The sequence below is a fragment of the Planomicrobium stackebrandtii genome (genome assembly GCF_030814955.1).
In the GTDB taxonomy this organism is placed as follows: domain Bacteria; phylum Bacillota; class Bacilli; order Bacillales_A; family Planococcaceae; genus Planococcus; species Planococcus stackebrandtii.
The window spans coordinates 569,778-587,883 of record NZ_JAUSWB010000001.1; the positions used below are offsets into that span (position 1 = coordinate 569,778).

General features: G+C 47.2%; 19 protein-coding genes. All 19 read right to left on the bottom strand.

All coding sequences use genetic code 11. From position 1 onward, the window contains the following. Nucleotides 1-214: 214 nt before the first annotated feature. The 19 genes from ylqF to sdaAA all read right to left on the bottom strand — a co-directional run bounded on the left by ylqF (nt 215) and on the right by sdaAA (nt 18,092). Nucleotides 215-1,084, bottom strand: a complete 870-nt coding sequence (ylqF, locus tag QOZ98_RS03005) for a ribosome biogenesis GTPase YlqF (protein ID WP_308786037.1) — start codon at nt 1,082-1,084, stop codon at nt 215-217. Between the two features lie 11 nt (nt 1,085-1,095). After that, entirely contained in the window at nt 1,096-1,653 is a 558-nt protein-coding gene (lepB, locus tag QOZ98_RS03010; RefSeq protein WP_308786038.1) for a signal peptidase I, read from the bottom strand. A gap of 99 nt (nt 1,654-1,752) precedes the next feature. Beyond that, nucleotides 1,753-2,097, bottom strand: a complete 345-nt coding sequence (gene rplS / locus QOZ98_RS03015) for a 50S ribosomal protein L19 (RefSeq protein WP_142826573.1) — start codon at nt 2,095-2,097, stop codon at nt 1,753-1,755. Nucleotides 2,098-2,234: 137 nt separating this feature from the next. After that, nucleotides 2,235-2,960, bottom strand: coding sequence for a tRNA (guanosine(37)-N1)-methyltransferase TrmD (gene trmD / locus QOZ98_RS03020; RefSeq protein ID WP_308786039.1), 726 nt, complete (start codon nt 2,958-2,960; stop codon nt 2,235-2,237). Beyond that, entirely contained in the window at nt 2,960-3,475 is a 516-nt protein-coding gene (gene rimM / locus QOZ98_RS03025; protein WP_142826575.1) for a ribosome maturation factor RimM, read from the bottom strand. The genes trmD and rimM overlap by 1 nt, the downstream gene beginning before the upstream one ends. A gap of 67 nt (nt 3,476-3,542) precedes the next feature. Continuing rightward, nucleotides 3,543-3,776, bottom strand: a complete 234-nt coding sequence (locus QOZ98_RS03030; RefSeq protein ID WP_142826576.1) for a KH domain-containing protein — start codon at nt 3,774-3,776, stop codon at nt 3,543-3,545. Nucleotides 3,777-3,789: 13 nt separating this feature from the next. Next, the gene (gene rpsP, locus QOZ98_RS03035; RefSeq protein ID WP_008430833.1) at nt 3,790-4,062 is read right to left on the bottom strand and encodes a 30S ribosomal protein S16; all 273 of its coding nucleotides are present in this window, start codon (nt 4,060-4,062) and stop codon (nt 3,790-3,792) included. A 93-nt stretch (nt 4,063-4,155) separates the two neighbouring features. Further along, a complete protein-coding gene (gene ffh / locus QOZ98_RS03040; protein WP_142826577.1) occupies nt 4,156-5,514 on the bottom strand; it encodes a signal recognition particle protein in 1,359 nt (452 codons plus the stop codon). Between the two features lie 12 nt (nt 5,515-5,526). Continuing rightward, a complete protein-coding gene (locus QOZ98_RS03045) occupies nt 5,527-5,850 on the bottom strand; it encodes a putative DNA-binding protein (protein WP_240747947.1) in 324 nt (107 codons plus the stop codon). Between the two features lie 67 nt (nt 5,851-5,917). After that, nucleotides 5,918-6,928 (bottom strand): signal recognition particle-docking protein FtsY, encoded by a 1,011-nt coding sequence (ftsY, locus tag QOZ98_RS03050; RefSeq protein ID WP_308786040.1) that lies wholly within the window; start codon nt 6,926-6,928, stop codon nt 5,918-5,920. 15 nt (nt 6,929-6,943) lie between these two features. Beyond that, entirely contained in the window at nt 6,944-10,492 is a 3,549-nt protein-coding gene (gene smc / locus QOZ98_RS03055; protein ID WP_308786041.1) for a chromosome segregation protein SMC, read from the bottom strand. 2 nt (nt 10,493-10,494) lie between these two features. Then, a complete protein-coding gene (gene rnc, locus QOZ98_RS03060) occupies nt 10,495-11,250 on the bottom strand; it encodes a ribonuclease III (RefSeq protein WP_308786042.1) in 756 nt (251 codons plus the stop codon). A gap of 292 nt (nt 11,251-11,542) precedes the next feature. Continuing rightward, nucleotides 11,543-11,779: an acyl carrier protein gene (locus QOZ98_RS03065; protein WP_308786043.1), complete on the bottom strand. Its 237-nt coding sequence runs from the start codon at nt 11,777-11,779 to the stop codon at nt 11,543-11,545. 40 nt (nt 11,780-11,819) lie between these two features. Continuing rightward, nucleotides 11,820-12,566 carry a 3-oxoacyl-[acyl-carrier-protein] reductase gene (fabG, locus tag QOZ98_RS03070; RefSeq protein ID WP_308786044.1) on the bottom strand — a complete coding sequence of 249 codons (747 nt, stop codon included), beginning with the start codon at nt 12,564-12,566 and terminating at the stop codon, nt 11,820-11,822. Continuing rightward, nucleotides 12,563-13,501: an ACP S-malonyltransferase gene (fabD, locus tag QOZ98_RS03075; RefSeq protein ID WP_142826582.1), complete on the bottom strand. Its 939-nt coding sequence runs from the start codon at nt 13,499-13,501 to the stop codon at nt 12,563-12,565. The genes fabG and fabD overlap by 4 nt, the downstream gene beginning before the upstream one ends. Nucleotide 13,502: 1 nt before the next feature. Continuing rightward, nucleotides 13,503-14,489, bottom strand: coding sequence for a phosphate acyltransferase PlsX (plsX, locus tag QOZ98_RS03080; protein ID WP_308786045.1), 987 nt, complete (start codon nt 14,487-14,489; stop codon nt 13,503-13,505). Further along, nucleotides 14,486-15,070, bottom strand: a complete 585-nt coding sequence (fapR, locus tag QOZ98_RS03085) for a transcription factor FapR (protein ID WP_308786046.1) — start codon at nt 15,068-15,070, stop codon at nt 14,486-14,488. Before fapR ends, plsX begins: the two co-directional genes overlap by 4 nt. A 90-nt stretch (nt 15,071-15,160) precedes the next feature. Continuing rightward, nucleotides 15,161-17,203: an ATP-dependent DNA helicase RecG gene (recG, locus tag QOZ98_RS03090; protein WP_308786137.1), complete on the bottom strand. Its 2,043-nt coding sequence runs from the start codon at nt 17,201-17,203 to the stop codon at nt 15,161-15,163. Then, a complete protein-coding gene (gene sdaAA, locus QOZ98_RS03095) occupies nt 17,193-18,092 on the bottom strand; it encodes an L-serine ammonia-lyase, iron-sulfur-dependent, subunit alpha (protein ID WP_308786047.1) in 900 nt (299 codons plus the stop codon). Before sdaAA ends, recG begins: the two co-directional genes overlap by 11 nt. Between the last annotated feature and the right edge of the window lie 14 nt (nt 18,093-18,106).

Consider the following 18,106-nt stretch of genomic DNA (forward strand, 5'->3'; position numbering starts at 1 on the left):
AGAAATCCACTCGGGCCAAAAGCCCGAGTTAGTTCGGTGCCAGCTGCATGACCCGCTTCCTGCGGGCCCGAAAGAGCGGAGCTGATTGGTGGAATATCAACAGGCGAAGATCATTAGTTCAACTTATATAGTAACCGGTAAATTCTCTTTCCATCATATCAAAAAAGCTGTTTCCCGGAATCGAGAAACAGCTTTTTATCAGATAAGGCAACCTTCACGCCTCTTCTTTTTCGATCATTTCATCTCTGTAATCGAACGTTACTTTGCCAAGATATTGGTTCCGGATATCCCGAACTACTATTTCAGCGGTTGTTTCATAGTCGATATCGCCATGCTGGTCGAAACAGCCGCGCTTTTTGCCGATATGGTCGAAGGTGTTAACGATTTCTTCGTCAACATGATCAATGCCGTAGCGCTCCATCATACGCTCCGGATAACGTTCTTCCAGGAATCTCAAGGAATAGATAGCCAGCTCCTGCATTTGGATGACCGAATCTTTGATCGCTCCTGTAACCGCTAGTTTCAAGCCGGTTTCGGGATCTTCAAACTTCGGCCACAAAATACCTGGCGTATCCAATAATTCAATTTCCTTGCCGACTTTGATCCATTGCTGAGCTTTTGTTACACCCGGCATATTACCGGTCTTGGCCAGGCTTTTTTTCGACAAGCGGTTGATGAGGGTCGACTTTCCGACGTTCGGGATGCCGACAATCATGGCTCGGATGGCGCGGGGTTTGATGCCTTTGGCAATCATCCGGTTCCATTTGTCTTCCAGTATTTCTTTTGATGCTTTCGTCACAAGCTGCAGCCCTCTGCCTTCAAGTGAATTGATGGCTACTGCACGGGTACCTTGATCCTCAAAATAACGAATCCATTTTTTCGTTTCAACTTCATCTGCCATGTCCATTTTGTTTAAAATAATGAGACGCGGTTTTTGCTGAATCACTTGATCGATCATCGGATTTCGTGAAGATAAAGGCAACCTGGCATCAACAAGTTCAAAAATAATATCCACCAATTTCAGTTTTTCAGTAACTTGTCTTCGTGCTTTTGCCATGTGTCCAGGAAACCATTGTATCGTCATAAAACCACTCCTTATTTTACAATCCCCGCTTCAGGCAACGGCCAGAAAACGAGACTTGTGTCCCCGATCACTTCGTCGGTCGGGACCAATCCGATATGGCGGCTGTCTTTGCTTGCACGGCGATTATCGCCCATGACAAATACAGAGCCTTCGGGTATGATGCTTTCGCCGGTGACATCCTCCAGAACAAAATCCTCTGTCAGCGTACCGGTGATTCCCTGCTTATAAATATCCAGATAAGGCTCTTCCACTGCTTCTCCATTTATATATAACTGATCGTCTTCATAGGCTATGTGATCACCCGGCAAACCAATTATGCGCTTAATATAATCTTTTTCTTCCGGCGCATGGAAAACGATGATGTCAAAACGGTCAGGTTCTCCGACTGAATAACCGATCTTGTTAACGATCATGCGGTCCCCGTGTTCCAAAGTCGGCATCATCGACTCTCCATCAACGACAATCGGCGTGAATAAAAAGAAACGGATAATTGCTGCCAAACCGAAGGCGATCAATAGAGCTTTAGACCATTCCCACATTTCATTCTTCTTCTTCACTTCAGTCTCCATGCGTGTTCCTCCCCATGCTTACTGGCTTAATTGTACAAGGAATCAAACTTTTTAGCAAAAAGAAAGAGGGCGCAAGCGCCCTCTTTCATCCATGCGATCTTATCGAATTTCTTTGATACGAGCTGCTTTACCGCGTAGGTCACGCAAGTAGTACAATTTCGCACGACGTACTTTACCGCGACGGGTAATTTCAAGCTGTGCAATTTTTGGCGTGTGTACAGGGAATGTACGCTCAACACCAACACCGTAAGAGATTTTGCGAACAGTGAATGATTCACTGATTCCGCCTCCGCGACGGCTGATTACGACTCCTTCGTATACCTGAATACGTTCGCGTGTACCCTCGACAACTTTAACGTGGACGCGGACAGTATCTCCAGGACGGAACGTTGGAAGATCCGTACGAAGTTGTTCTTTAGTGATTTCTGTAATAATGTTTTGCATTATTTTTCTCTCCTTCTACAGACGCTCTTGCACACAAATAGACTGTTGCAGCGGAACATCGTGATCCTGTACTTCACATAAAAGTACAGTGTCCATAATACCATTGATCCGTTGTGTGCGCAAGAGCAACTTGCATTCTATTTTTGTTCTTTCAATTTATCAATCGTTTTTTTCTGTTTAGCGCTCAATTCTATTTTATCAAGCAGGTCCGGCCGCCGCTCCAGCGTCCGTTTCAACGTTTGTTCCTCGCGCCATTCGTCGACTTTCCCGTGATTGCCGGAAGTCAGGACATCCGGCACTTTCCATCCTCTAAAATCAGCTGGACGCGTGTATTGGGGATGTTCCAGGAACCCTGTAGAGAAAGAGTCGCGAACAGGGGAATCGGCGTTGCCAAGCACCCCTGGAAGCAGTCTGACGATACTGTCAATAACGGTCATGGCTGCCAACTCTCCACCGGTCAGCACAAAATCGCCAATAGAGATCTCATCTGTCACCAAATGTTCCCGGATCCGTTCATCGTAGCCTTCGTAATGGCCACAGATAAACACCAGTTCCTGCTCGCCAGCCAGCTCTTCGGCTTTTTCCTGCGTAAAACGCTCGCCTTGGGGACACATTAAAATGACGCGCCGCTTGCTGTTTGGGGTCAGGCTTTCTACGGCATTGAAGATTGGTTCCGGTTTTAGCACCATGCCGGCGCCTCCACCAAATGGATAATCATCTACTTGCCGTTTGTTGTCGGCAAATTCCCGGATGTCTACAACGTTCAAACTGACTGCACCTTTTTCCTGTGCTTTTTTCATGATCGAATGTTGGAAGACACCTTCAAACATAGGCGGAAACAGCGATAAGACATTTATGTTCATCAGGACAACAAGCCTTCCATCACTTCGATGACCACTTTCTTTTCATCAATGTCGATTTCTTTGACGATGTCTTCAATATACGGGATGTAATGCTTCTTCCCTGTTTTCGGTGTCACTTCCCAAACATCGTTGGCGCCCGTCTCCAAAATTTCACTGATGGTTCCGAGTTCCTGCCCTTCGGTTGAAAAAACTGTGCATCCAAGAATCTCGTGATGGTAGAATGCATTGTCCTCCAGTTCAGTCAAATCATGTTCAGCAATTTTCAAATAAGACTCTTTGAACGCTTCCACGTCATTGATGTTCGGGTAGCCTTCAAAAGTAAGCAACTCGAAATTCTTATGCTGGCGGTGGCTGGCAATTTTCACCATGATCGGCTTTTTGGCGTCCGGGGTAAAAAGGCCGAGCTTTGCACCTACCGCAAAACGCTCTTCCGGAAAGTCGGTACGCGACAAAACACGTACTTCCCCGCGAATTCCATGGGTATTTACAATTTTTCCTACATTAAACCATTGCACGAAAAAACATCCTTCCATTGCTATTTTTCTGAAAAAAAAAGAAGGAACCTAGGCTCCTCCTTCTTTCTTAATCGACAATATCAAGGTAAGTTTTTTTCTTATGATAACCGCCTGCTGCTGAGTACACAATTGAACGGACAGCTTTCGCTACACGTCCCTGTTTTCCGATCACTTTCCCTGTATCCTCAGGATGCACAGAAAGCTTGTAGACAATTCGGCTTGCGTTTTCGTCAGTTTCGACACGAACTTCTTCCGGATAATCAACTAACGGTTTGACAATGGTCTCAATCAGCTGCTTCATAAGAAAATCTCCCTTACTTGTTTAGTTTTTCGTTATGGAATTTCTCCATAATGCCTTTTTGAGAAAACAAGTTGCGGACAGTGTCAGATGGTTTTGCACCATCATGAAGCCATTTCAACACTAGTTCTTCGTCGATTTTAACTTCAGCTGGAACTGTCAGCGGGTTGTAAGTACCTACTGTCTGGATTTGACGGCCGTCACGTGGAGCACGTGAGTCAGCTACTACAATACGGTAAAAAGGAGATTTTTTAGCTCCCATACGTTTCAAGCGAATTTTTACTGCCATTTCTTAAAGCACCTCCGAATAGTTTCACACAAGATATTATATTAGCAAGCTTTAAATAGTTTGTAAAGTATTTTTTCTTAACACCTTAAAATTTTACTTGAAAAGTGAGTCCAGGCCTGGCATTCCCATTTTCTTTTTGCCTTTTTTTGTGTTCATGCCAGACATTTGCTTCATCATTTTCTTCATGTCTTCAAACTGTTTCAAGAGCCGGTTGACATCCTGAATCGTCGTTCCTGAACCTTTTGCAATCCGTTTTTTGCGGTTTGCATTGATGATTTCAGGAGTGGTTTTCTCTTTTTTCGTCATGGAATAAATAATGGCTTCTACACGATCCATTTGGCCTTCATCCACTTTTGCGTTTTCGAGCCCTTTGATCTTATTGGCGCCTGGGAGCATTTTTAGAATTTCATCCAATGGCCCCATTTGTTTGACCTGTGACATTTGTTCAAGAAAATCGTCAAACGTAAAGGTCGAAGTTCTGAATTTTTCTTCCAGTTCCTTCGCTTTTTCTTCATCGACGCTTGACTGCGCTTTTTCAATCAGCGACAGCATATCGCCCATGCCAAGAATCCGTGATGCCATGCGTTCCGGGTGGAAAGCTTCAAGTGCGTCCATTTTTTCGCCCATCCCGACAAATTTAATCGGTTTTTGGGTAACGGTACGGATCGACAACGCTGCACCGCCTCGTGTATCGCCATCAAGCTTTGTCAGAACGACGCCGGTGATGCCGATTGCTGCATCGAAGTTTTGAGCAACGTTTACCGCGTCCTGACCGGTCATGGAATCGACCACCAGGAAGATCTCATCCGGCTCTTTAAGGGCACGGATGTCCTTCAATTCCTGCATCAATGCCTCATCAACATGCAGACGGCCTGCCGTATCGATGATGACGGTATCCAAATGTTCGGTTTTTGCGTGTTCAATCGCTTGCCGTGCAATTTCCACTGGAGACATATCCGTCCCTTTGGAGAAAACTGGCAGCGACAATTGCTTGCCGATTGTTTCAAGCTGCTGGATCGCTGCCGGACGGTAAACGTCGGCCGCTACCAATAACGGCTTGCGGTTGTGTTTTCTGCGCAGCAGGTTGGCGAGTTTTCCGGAAGTGGTCGTTTTACCAGCCCCTTGCAGACCAACCATCATAATGACAGTCGGCTGTTTTGATGAAAACTCGATTTTCCGCTCTTCGCCGCCCATCAATTCGGTCAGCTCATCTTTTACAATTTTGACGACCTGCTGGCCCGGTGTCAGACTGTCCATGACATCCTGGCCGATTGCCCGTTCGCTGACTTTCTTGACGAATTCCTTGACGACTTTTAAGTTGACATCCGCTTCGATTAAGGCAAAGCGTACTTCACGCATCATTTCCTTAACATCTGCTTCGTTGACTTTTCCTTTGCCCTTGATCTTTGTCATGGTGCCTTGCAGGCGTTCGGATAATCCTTCAAATGCCATTCTTTCCGCCTCCTAGTCCCATTCCTTCAGTTCGCCCAAAAATTGCTGGATGCGCTCTTCGGTAAATGGCTGTTTTTCAAATGACGAAACCAATTGCTGCCGTTTCTGGAACTTCTCGAACAGCTGCAATTTGCGTTCATATTCTTCCAGCATCGCTTCCGTCCGGCGGATATTGTCATAGACCGCCTGGCGGGTGATGTCGTATTCTTCCGCAATTTCGCCCAGTGAATGGTCATCTAAATAATACAGCATCATGTAGCTCCGCTGTTTAGGTGTCAGTAGCTCCTGATAGAAATCAAACAAATAATTCATGCGTGTTGTTTTTTCCAATCCCATCATTGACGCTCACCCCACTCATTCTACTGCTTAGAATACTGAAAATTGTTAAAGCTGTCAAGTAGTTTTACTTGTCTGCATCTTCCAATTGCTGTTCTTTGTCCAATCCTTCAGCAAACAGGCCATAGACGTATTTTTGAGCATCGAACGGCTGCAGGTCATCCAGTTTTTCACCGAGTCCCACGTATTTCACTGGAATCTTAAGCTTATTGCGGATGGCCAAAACAATTCCGCCTTTTGCCGTTCCATCAAGTTTTGTCAGGACGATGCCTGTGACATCCGTAACTTCTTTAAACGTCTGGGCTTGAATCATGGCATTTTGCCCAGTCGTCGCATCAAGAGTCAGCAGCACTTCGTGGGGCGCCCCCGGAATTTCACGGGAAATGACGCGGTGCACTTTCTGCAGTTCATTCATTAAATTGACTTTGTTCTGCAAGCGCCCTGCCGTATCGCAGATCAATACATCCACCCCGCGGGATTTAGCTGAACGGACAGCGTCATACATGACCGCAGCCGGATCCGAGCCTTCGCTTTGCTTGATCACATCGACGCCTACGCGCTGTCCCCATACATCCAGCTGTTCGATTGCACCGGCACGGAACGTATCCCCGGCAGCCAGCATAACGGTTTTGCCTTCATTTTTGAAGCGGTGAGCCAATTTGCCGATGGTCGTAGTTTTGCCGACACCATTGACGCCAACCACTAAAATAACCGTTAATCCATCAACGAAATTGATTTCATTCGTTTCTGCTTCACCAGCCTGGTAGATATCCACCAGTTTTTCTGAAATGACAGACTGGACGTTGGATGTGTCTCTGACATTTTTGCGCTGTACTTCATAGCGCAATTCATCCATCAGTTCTATGACCGTTTCAAAGCCCACATCTGCCTGCAGCAGGATTTCTTCCAATTCCTCGAAAAAGTCTTCGTCGACTTTGCGGTATTTTGCTACCAGATCATTGATCTTTGACGTAAAGCCAGTGCGGGTTTTGGTTAATCCCTCTTTGTATTTTTCTGTTGACTCTTCAGCCTCGGTGTTTCCGGCAAATTTATCTTTTAATTTTTTAAAGAAACTCACGTGACCACTCCTCTGTTAAATTTTTTCTTCCAGCTTAACTGAAACCAATTTTGAAATCCCTGATTCCTGCATCGTAATGCCATATAGAACATCCGCACCTTCCATCGTTCCTTTGCGGTGGGTGATTACGATAAATTGGGTATCTTCACTGAACTTCTTCAGGTATTGACTGTAACGCACGACATTCGATTCATCAAGCGCCGCCTCGACTTCGTCCAGTACACAAAATGGCACAGGGCGCACATTCAAAATCGCAAACAATAGCGCGATGGCGGTCAGTGCACGTTCTCCGCCTGACAGCAGGCTCAGGTTCTGCAGCTTTTTGCCGGGCGGCTGGGCGATAATTTCCACACCAGTCCGCAGCATGTCCTGCGGATCGGTCAGCACCAGGTCAGCCGAACCTCCACCAAACAACTCTTTAAATGCTAGCTGGAATTGCTTCCGGATCGAATGGAAAGTATCGTCGAAACGGCTGGTCATTTCCCCGTCCATTTCCCGAATTAAAGTACGCAAGGTTTCTTTTGCTTCATTCAAATCATTGCGCTGTTCGGTTAAAAAGGCGTGGCGATCCGAGACATGGTCAAACTCTTCGATAGCGCCAATATGGACCGGACCTAATTCTTCGATAGACTGCTTCAGCAACTTGACTTTTCTGCGGACAGCCGCTTCCTCGTCCACCATATCGAACTGTTTGGCTTGCTCGAGCGTCAACTGGTAGCTGGTTTCGAGTTGCGATACCAAGCTTTGGATTTGGACTTCCAGGCGTGTGGATTTGACTTCACATATCCGAACCGCTTCTACGTATCCTTTATAGATGCGCTGTTGCTCTTTCAGATCCTCTTCGAGGTCGTTCAATCCGCTTTGCTGCGCCGCACGCTGTTCTTTTGTCTGGTCGACGGTTTCCAGCATCTGCGATTTTTTCGTTGACCAAGACTGAATTTCCTGAAGAATTTCTTCATCGGAATAAACTTTCGCCGCTTCTTCTGACTGGATCCACTGCAATTCTTTTTGATGTTCCTGGAGCTTTCTGCTGCTTTTTTCCAAACGTTCAAAAAGTTCGGCTTCACTTGCTGTCAATTGGATGACGCGTTCTTTTGTCACAGCATGGAGCGACTTCTGGTCCGCCAATTTTTCCAGCACCTGATCTCTTGCCGATTCGTTTTGCTGCTTGAACAAAGTCAATTCATCGATTTTCACCGTAATGGCATCCAGTTCGCCAACGATGCTATCGAGTCGCGCAGAGGCTGTTTCTTTTCGCCCGGTGATGGCCGTTAAATCGTATGCTTTGTTGCGCTGTTCAGCTTCGAAAAGCTGGAAACGCTCTAAGGTTGTCTTTAGCACCGCTTCGATTTCACGCAGAATAATAGAGCTTTCCGCTTCCATATCCCGGTATTTTTCGCCCTCGGTCCGCAGGATCTGAATAGCTTCTTCAGCGGCTTTAACTTCGGCTTGTTCTTTCTGAACTGTTTTTTCAGCATTTAAAATCGTTTCTTTCAATTCTCCTGCTTGCACGAGCAATTGCTCAAGCTCAGCTTTCCGGGAAAAGAAAGAAGCTTGTGTTTTATTGGCGCCGCCGGTCATCGATCCTCCGGCATTGACGATATCGCCCTCGAGCGTTACGACACGGAACCGGTTGCCTGTTGCTTTTGCGATGGCCGTCGCGCCTTTTAGGTCTTCGGCAATAATGACATTGCCCAGAAGATTTTCTATGATCATGGCGTATTGCGGATCGTATTGGACCAATTCAAATGCCATATTAATATAAGAAGGATGCTCACTTACGGCAGCTAAGGTATGGTCCGGTATTTTTCGTGCCTTCATGACAGTCATTGGCAGGAATGTAGAGCGGCCCGCTCTTTTTTTGCGCAGGAAATCAATCGCTTCCCGGGCATGCTGTTCGTTTTCTGTAACGATGTGCTGGCTGGAAGCACCTAAAGCCGTTTCGATCGCTTTGGCGTAATTTTTCTCTACCTGGGCAATCTCAGCGACGGCTCCCCGGATTCCCGATAAGAGGCCTTTTTCACGTGCCACTAACACTTCACGGACGCCTTGGAAAAAGCCCGAAAAATCGGCTTCCAATTCCTGCAGCGTGTCAATCCTTGCACTTAACTGTTTTTGTGACTGATATGCCTGGAACAGCATGGATTGTTTCTGGTCGAACGCCTGCTTTTGGAGCTGGTAGGAAGTTTCACTGTCTTTGTATTGCTGACGCTTGTCTTCAAGGAGCGTACGGATTTCCTGAACGTTCCCAGACGCCTGCACTTTTTCCTTCTCCAACTTAGTCAGCTCGGCTGTAAAGTCTGTCCGCTGCGACACAATGCGTCCGGTAGACTCTGACAATTGCTGTGCCTGCAAGTCGATATTTTTCAGTTCATTTTTGACTGTTGCCTGTTCGTTCATTAAATCGATATAAACCGATTTGCCATTTTCAATTTCGTTGTCGATGTCAGCTGGCGTCCGGTTGAGCTGCTCTTCCAGACTTTTGATGGCTGTCCGGATCGCCCGCTGCTCCGCTTTGCGTTCTTCCAGCAAAGCCAGCTGTTCGCTGTGCTTTTGCATCAGAAAGTCGTTTTCCAGTTTTTCTGCATCAAGATTGTCCTGCAGCTGTTGTGCCTGTCGGTGTGCATTGCTTTTTTTCTCAGACATCAGCAGCTTGCGGCCCTGCCATTTTTCCGTCTCAGCGCTGGCTTCCACCAGGGCATTTTGCGCCTGGTCTATTTTATTATCCAAACCAGCAAGAGTGCGGCGAATGCTGCCTACCGCCTGTTCTTTCTTGTTGATGGTTGCTGACAGTTGCTGTTCTTTTTCTGAATGAGCGGCAGCGTCATGCGTCAGCTGATCCAATTCCTGCTGCAGGTTACCCGCATCATAGGCCAGTAAAGCGATGTCGGCATCCTTCAACTGTTCGTTCATATCCAAATAATCACGGGCTGTAGAAGCCTGAATTTGAAGCGGCTCCATCCGGCCGTCCAATTCGTGGAGGATATCAAGCACACGGCTTAAGTTTTCATCGGTTTCATTTAATTTTACTTCAGCTTTTTTCTTGCGCTGCTTGTATTTTAGAACGCCGGCAGCTTCTTCGAAAATCGATCGGCGCTCTTCTGCCTTCGAATTCAGTATCTCGTCCACACGCCCCTGCGAAATGATCGAGAACGCTTCTTTGCCAAGCCCCGAATCCATAAACAGATCCGTGATGTCTTTCAGCCGGCAATTTTGCTTGTTCAATAGATAAGCACTTTCGCCACTGCGAAAAACCCTTCTTGTTACGCTGACCTCGCTGTAATCAAGAGGGACACGCCCATCCGTATTGTCTAAAACTAATGTGACTTCCGCAAAATTCAGCGGCTTTCTCGAATCGCTGCCGGCAAAAATGACATCTTCCATTTTAGCGCCGCGCAGCGATTTGGCAGATTGTTCTCCGAGCACCCAACGGATAGCATCGGTGACGTTGCTTTTGCCGCTGCCATTCGGACCAACAACAGCTGTTACTCCAGGCACAAAGTCGATGCCGATGCGATCGGCAAAAGATTTGAACCCCATGACTTCCAATCTTTTCAAAAACATTGTTACTCCTCCGCTGCTTCCTGCAATTTACGGATTGCCAGCTGGGCTGCCTGCTGTTCCGCTTCTTTTTTCGATCGGCCATTGCCTACACCCAGTTCCTGCTCCGCCAGAGAGACGCGGGTCACAAATACACGGCTATGGGCCGGGCCGATTTCATCAATAATTTCATAAGTCAATGCTCCAGTGTTTTTCTGCTGGACCAATTCCTGCAATTGGCTCTTATAATCCATCACATGCGAAAAAGCACCGATTTCCACTTTTGGAAACAACACCATCTCCAAAAATGCGACAACAGGTTCCAACCCCTGGTCAAGGTAAAGGGCACCGATGTACGATTCGAAAACATCTGCTAAAAGTGCTGGACGTGTTCTTCCGCCAGTCAGCTCTTCCCCTTTGCCCAACAGGATGTATTTGCCAAAACCAAGTTCGTTGGCAAATAAAACAAGTGAAGGTTCACAAACGATCGCTGCACGCAGCTTCGTCAATTCACCTTCGCTCATTTCAGGATATTTCGCGTACAGGTAATGCGAAACGGATAATTCCAATACCGCATCTCCCAGAAATTCCAAACGTTCGTTGTCGGTAAATTGTTTTCTTCGATGCTCATTCACATAGGATGAATGCGTGAAAGCTTGATACAGCAATGCAGGCTTGTTAAATGAAACATTCAGTTCTTTTTGCAGTTGTTCAAATGCCGCTTTTGCGTTTTCTTTTATGACGCCCGGCTTTTGGTGATTTGTTTTTCTATTCATTGCCATTTTTATCTGCCTTCCTTTGTGTACTTCCATCAATTTTACCTTTTTTTCAGCTTTTGTGCAAAAAGAGAATTGACGCACAACTGCTTAGTATAACAGCAATTGTGCGTCAATGGGTGTTTAAGTATGGGTGTTGAGCAGAAGGGCTGGACGGCCGCTTTCGCTTTTCATGGTGTCCAGCCCCAGCGGCCAGATTCTAGGGTCATAAGCCAACCCGGCTATGCGGCAAAGTACGCCGCTTCGCCGGAGTGTCTTATGCCTGTCGAATCTAGACGATCGCTTCAGCATTTCTTGCTTAAGCTTGTTTCTTTTCGATATATGTTACTGCGTCGCCTACTGTAGCCATGTTCTCAGCGTCTTCGTCAGAAATTTCCATATCGAACTCATCTTCAAGTTCCATAACCAATTCCACTACGTCCAATGAATCTGCACCTAGGTCACCGGTAAATGAAGCTTCAAGTTTCACATCGCTTTCTTCTACACCTAGACGATCCACGATTACTTTAGTTACTCTATCTAATACTGTTGACAATGTCGTCACCTCCCCTCAAATCAGTATACAAAACTCTTACTTACATGACCATACCGCCATCAAGGTGAAGCGTTTGGCCTGTCATGTAGGAGGCATCATCAGAAGCCAGGAACAGCGCCGCTTTTGCGACATCTTCCGGAGCGCCAAAGCGGTTCAACGGAATTTGTTCCAGCATGGCTTTTTGGACTTCATCGGTCAATTGGTCTGTCATGTCCGTTGTGATAAATCCGGGTGCTACGGCGTTTGCCGTAATGCCGCGGCTTGCCAATTCACGAGCGGTTGTTTTGGTCAAGCCGATGACGCCTGCTTTTGAGGCAACATAATTCGCTTGCCCGGCATTGCCCATGACTCCGACGATGGACGCAATGTTAACAATGCGGCCTGCGCGCTGCTTCATCATTTGGCGTGTCACTGCTTTCGTGCAGATAAAGACGCCTTTTAAGTTGATGTTGATCACATCATCCCATTCATCATCTTTCATGCGCATCATCAAATTGTCACGGGTAATGCCGGCGTTGTTCACTAAAATATCAACCGACCCGAAAGTTTTCATCGTTTCATCAACCATAGCTTTGACCGATTCTGCATCCGATACATTGGCTTTGACTGCAATTGCCTCTCCGCCATTAGCCTGAATGTCTGCTACAACGGCTTCCGCTTTTTCCTGGCTGCCGCTGTAATTGACAACCACTTTGGCGCCGTCTGCTGCAAATTTCCGAGCGATTTCCGCACCGATTCCGCGCGATGCCCCTGTAATGATGGCTGTTTTCCCTGCAAGTTTACTCATTTCGCCAACTCCTCTACCGCTTTTTCAAATGACTCCACGTCATAGACCGGCAAAGTTTTAACTGAGCGGTCAATCTTTTTCACCAGGCCGCTTAACACTTTTCCTGGTCCGATTTCGATAAATACCGTAACACCAAGATCGATCATTTCGCGCACCGACTGCTCCCATAAAACTGGTGAATACAATTGGCGTACCAGAAGGTCCTGTATTTGTGTCGCATTGGTTTCAGCTTTCGCCGTCACATTTGAAACCACTGGCACTTTGGCATCAAGCAGGAAAGACGTGCTCAATTCTTTCGCTAAATCCTGTGACGCCGAACGCATCAATTCCGAATGGAAAGGACCGCTGACGTCCAGCGGAATTGCCCGTTTCGCGCCGCGCTCTTTGGCGACAACACAAGCTTGCTCTACTCCTGCTTTTGTGCCGGAAATGACAATTTGTCCGGGACAGTTTAAGTTGGCGAGCTGAACGACGCCTGTTGTATCTGTCACTTCATTCGTCACTTTTTCCAGTTCTTCACTTTCCAGTCCCAGAATCGCCGCCATGGTGCCTTCTCCTGCTGGAAAAGCAGTGTTCATAAACAATCCGCGTTTATGTACAATATTGACCGCTGTTGGAAAATCCAACACATTGGAAGTCACCAATGCGCTGTATTCGCCTAAGCTATGGCCGGCTGTATAGTCTGGCCGGATGCCTGCACGAATCAATCGTTCTGTAATCATTGAACTCACTGTCAACAAAGCCGGTTGGGCGTGATAAGTCAGCGTCAACTCTTCCTGAGGGCCTTCAAGCATCAGCTTGGACAATTCGATGCCGAGTGACTGATCCGCGCTTTCAAAGAATTTGCGGCTCGTGTCATCCGCTAAAAAGCTTTCGCCCATTCCGACTGTCTGCGAACCTTGGCCGGGATATATAAATGCAATCTTAGTCTTCATGTTAGGTCTCCTTTTTCAGCGTACTGTAAATTGTTCCGGTTACATCATATTCAACCATTGTCCGCGTCTGGCGTATGGCATTGAAAAGAGCTGTCGCATTTGAAGAACCATGTGCTTTAATGACCGGCGCTTTCAAGCCGAACAGTCCCGCACCGCCATACTCGCTGTAATCCAGCATGCCCTTTAGGCCTTTGATATTGTCCTTGACCAGAAAAGCCGCAACTTTTGTTTTGGCGTTAGTCATGAAGACGTCTTTGATCATCGAAAATACATTCATGGCTGTTCCTTCGATTGTCTTTAATACCATATTCCCGGTAAATCCGTCGGTTACGACCACATCAGCCACACCGTTCAGCAAATCACGTGATTCCACGTTGCCAATAAAATTGACAGGCGCTTCTTTTAGTAACGGGAAGGCAGCTTTCGTCAAGTCGTTGCCTTTTTTCTCTTCGGTTCCAATGTTCAGCAATCCGACTGTCGGATTTTGAATGCCGCGCACCTTTTCAGCATAAATGCTTCCCATGATGGCGTATTGAACCAGGTGTTCCGGACGGGCTTCCGCGTTGGCGCCCATATCCAGCATAACGAATCCTTTGCCGTCAATGGTTGGCAAAGTCGGAGCCAGTGCTGGACGGTCAACGCCGTCGATACGGCCCACTATGAACAAACCGGCTGACATAAGCGCTCCTGTGTTGCCTGCAGATACACAAGCATCAGCGGCTCCGTCTTTCACAGCTTGCGCCATTCGGACCATTGATGCGTCTTTTTTTCGTTTGACTGACCGCACAGGATCGTCTTCTGACTCAATGACTTCTTCACAATGGACGATTGTCAGGCGTTCATGTTCCTTCAGAAATTCCTGCATCTTGTCCTGATGGCCAAAAAGCTGAATTTTAATATCCTTAAATTCATCCAGAGCTTTAAAGACACCTGCAATGATTTCTTTCGGGGCATTGTCTCCGCCCATTGCATCTACTGCTATTTTCATTTTGCTTCACCTTCGCTTTGCTCTGTCATACGGTACATTTCAAATGTGCCGATAAAAACCGTTTGTTGATCGACAGAAGAAACCACTTTAACAAATGCCCTGTTTTTTTCAGGATGGCTTTCGATCACTTCCGCCTTTGCAACTACGCGCTGGCCCGCTGTGACCGGCCGCAAAAATTGCAGCTCCGATTTCACAGTCAAAGCCAATTCTTCATTCATTACCGCAACCGCCAAGGAGTTGGCCTGCGCAAATAAATGATGGCCTCTGGCAATCTTGTTGCGCTGGAAAACATGTTCCGGTTTGACATCGAAAATCGAAATTGCTTTGTTGTCCAGTTCAATATCGATAATCTCTCCGATCACTTCGTCGATCGGCAAAGATTTCACTTCATCTTCAAATGTTTTCACGGCTACGTGTTTAATGCGTTCCCTCAGTTCGGGAATGGCAAGTTCCATCCGATCTAGCCGGATTGTCTGCACACTGACATCAAATTCGACTGACAGTTCTTCATCCGTCACAAACGGGTTGTCTTTTATAGAATCTTTTAACGCCTGTTGCCGCTGTTTTTTTGGTCTTTTCACTGTGTCACCGCCCGCTATTAGCACTTGGTACTAATATGAGTATATAAATAACAAAAAAAGAATGCAAGGAAAATCACGATCCCTGCATTCTTAATCCAGTCTGCCGCCTGATAATATACCCGAATGTTCGATTTGCTGACGCAGGCAGCGCATTTCTTCCGCCTGCCAAAATTCTGCGCCGCTGATCAATTTCTCTGCATCTTTTCTGGCCGTCTCAAGCGCCCGGTAATCATGGACCAGGTCAGCCATTTTAAATTCCGGGATGCCGCTTTGTTTGCGGCCAAAAAAGTCCCCGGGTCCTCTCAGCTGCAAATCCTTTTCCGCCAGCACAAAGCCGTCGTTGGTTTCAGTCATCGTCGCCATGCGCTCTTTGCCAATCTCCGTTTTTGGGTCTGCCAACAGCACACAATAAGACTGTTCACTGCCGCGTCCGACGCGCCCTCGCAATTGGTGCAGCTGGGACAAACCGAAACGCTCGGCATCATAGATGAGCATAAACGAGGCATTCGGTACATTGACTCCAACCTCTACGACAGTCGTCGATACCAATACATCCACTTTGCCCTCTGTAAATTCGCGCATCGTCTGTTCTTTTTCTTCTGAATGCAGACGGCCATGCATTAAGCCGACCGTAAACCGGTCCTTGAAATACATTGACAACTGCTGGAACAGATCGACCGCATTTTGGTAATCAAGTTTATCCGACTCCTCAATCAGCGGACAAATAACATAGGCCTGTCTTCCTGCGGACAGTTCCTTTTCCATCCGGCCGACTATTTTGCCAAACATGTCTTTTTTCATCCAGTAGGTTTCAATTTCTTTGCGGCCCACGGGCATCTCATCAATGATCGATACGTCCATTTCCCCGAAAGCCGAAATCGCCAGCGTACGCGGAATCGGCGTAGCCGTCATAAACAGTACATCCGGATTATAGCCCTTGTCTTTCAGCACACGGCGCTGATCCACACCAAAACGGTGTTGCTCGTCTGTGATGACAAGCCCCAGCTTATGGAACTTGACCTCAGGCTGAATCAAAGCATGGGTGCCGATCAAAATATCAATTTCTCCAGCTGCCAGTTGCTCCAGGATCAATTGACGCTTTTTGCCTTTGACCGAACCCGTTAACAGCGCAATGTTCATTGAAAACGGACGGAACCATTGCTCAAGCGTATTGGCATGCTGCTCAGCCAAAATTTCAGTCGGTGCCATCAATGCGCCCTGCAGCCCCGCAGAATGGGCTGCATACAGTGCAATGGCAGCCACGACGGTTTTGCCGGAGCCTACATCCCCTTGCAGGAGACGGTTCATGCGGAACGGCTCTTTCATGTCCTTGCAAATTTCATTGACCACTCGCTTTTGTGCAGCGGTCAGATCAAAAGGCAGGCTATCAATAAATTTTTTTAAGCGTTCCAGGTCATAATCGATGAACGAGCCGCCCTCTTCTTCACGGTTTTTTTTGCGCAGCGCCTGCATCTTCAATTGGAACACCAACAGCTCTTCGTAGACAAAACGCCGGCGTGCCTGTTTGACCGCCTCGCCGTCCGGAGGGAAATGAACCCATTCCAAAGCATCTTGAATCGGCGCCAATTGATAAGTTTCAACCAAACTTTTTGGCAAGCAATCCTCCATGTCCCCTTTTGCCAAATCAAGTGCCTGCCTCATCAGCTTGCGGAAGGTTTTTTGGTGGATGCTGCCTTTTAGGCTATAGACAGGTTCAAAATCAGCTCCATCCGTACGCGGACCAATCGAATGGTTTGATACCGTGATGACTTGCCGCCCACGGTCCCATTTGCCGGTCAAGGTAATGATTTCTCCCAGATGCAATTTGGCCTTAACATAGGGCTGATTGAAGAAAATCGCTTTGACCAAATGGCGGCCAACTAAAACCCGTACTTGAGTACGCGATTTTTTCTTGCCTAAAAAAAGGACGGAAGGCTCGCTTTCAACCCTTCCCTCCACGGTAACGCGTTCATTATGAGGCGTATCCGCCAGATCCTTCAATTGAAAATCTTCATGGCGATACGGGAATGTCATGATCAGGTCATGTATAGTTTCGATTTTCATTTCCTGCAGGGTTTCTGCTGCTTGCTTGCCTACCCCTTTTAATGTGGCGACGGAATCTCTACTGCCCACTTCCAACAACTGCTCCCCCGAAAATTTTGGACTCGAGCCATTTTCCGGTAGGAGTTGCGGCAAGTCCGCCTTTTGCGGTTTCTCTCAGCGCACTCGGCATGGATTGGCCGATTTCAAACATCGCCCCGATGACTTCGTCGCACGGAATGCGGCTGGTGACACCGGCTAACGCCATATCTGCGGCCACTACTGCATTGGCTGCTCCCATCGCATTACGCTTTACGCAAGGCACTTCCACTAATCCCGCCACTGGATCGCAGACCAGACCAAGCATATTCTTCATCGTGATTGCGAATGCTTCCGAACTTTGCTGCGGGGTTCCGCCGGCCATTTCGATAATAGCGGCTGACGCCATTCCAGCTGCCGATCCGACTTCTGCCTGGCAACCGCCGGCCGCACCTGAAATCGATGCATTGTTCGCCACAACAAATCCGAAAGCTCCTGCCGTAAATAAATAACGGATCATTTGCTCCCGTGTCGGGTCTAATTTATTTTTGACTGCGAATAATGTACCCGGTACGACGCCTGCAGATCCTGCTGTCGGCGTTGCACAGATAGTACCCATTGCGGCATTGACTTCGTTGGTCGCTACCGCTTTGCTGACAGCGTCAAGCAACAAATCGCCTGACAGTGTATTGCCTTTTTCACGATAAGCCTGCAACAGAACAGCGTCACCGCCTGTTAAGCCTGAAGCGGAATGAACGCCTTTCAGCCCTTTTTCCACCGCTTCTTCCATAACAGTTAAATTGCGGTCCATCTGAATCATAATATCTTCACGTGAACGGTCAGTCAGAAGCATTTCCTGCTCAATCATAATTTCAGAAATCATTTTCTGCTCTTTCTCAGCCCGTTCAACCAATTCTCTTACATTACGGAATAAAGCTTCCATGTTCATACCCTCCA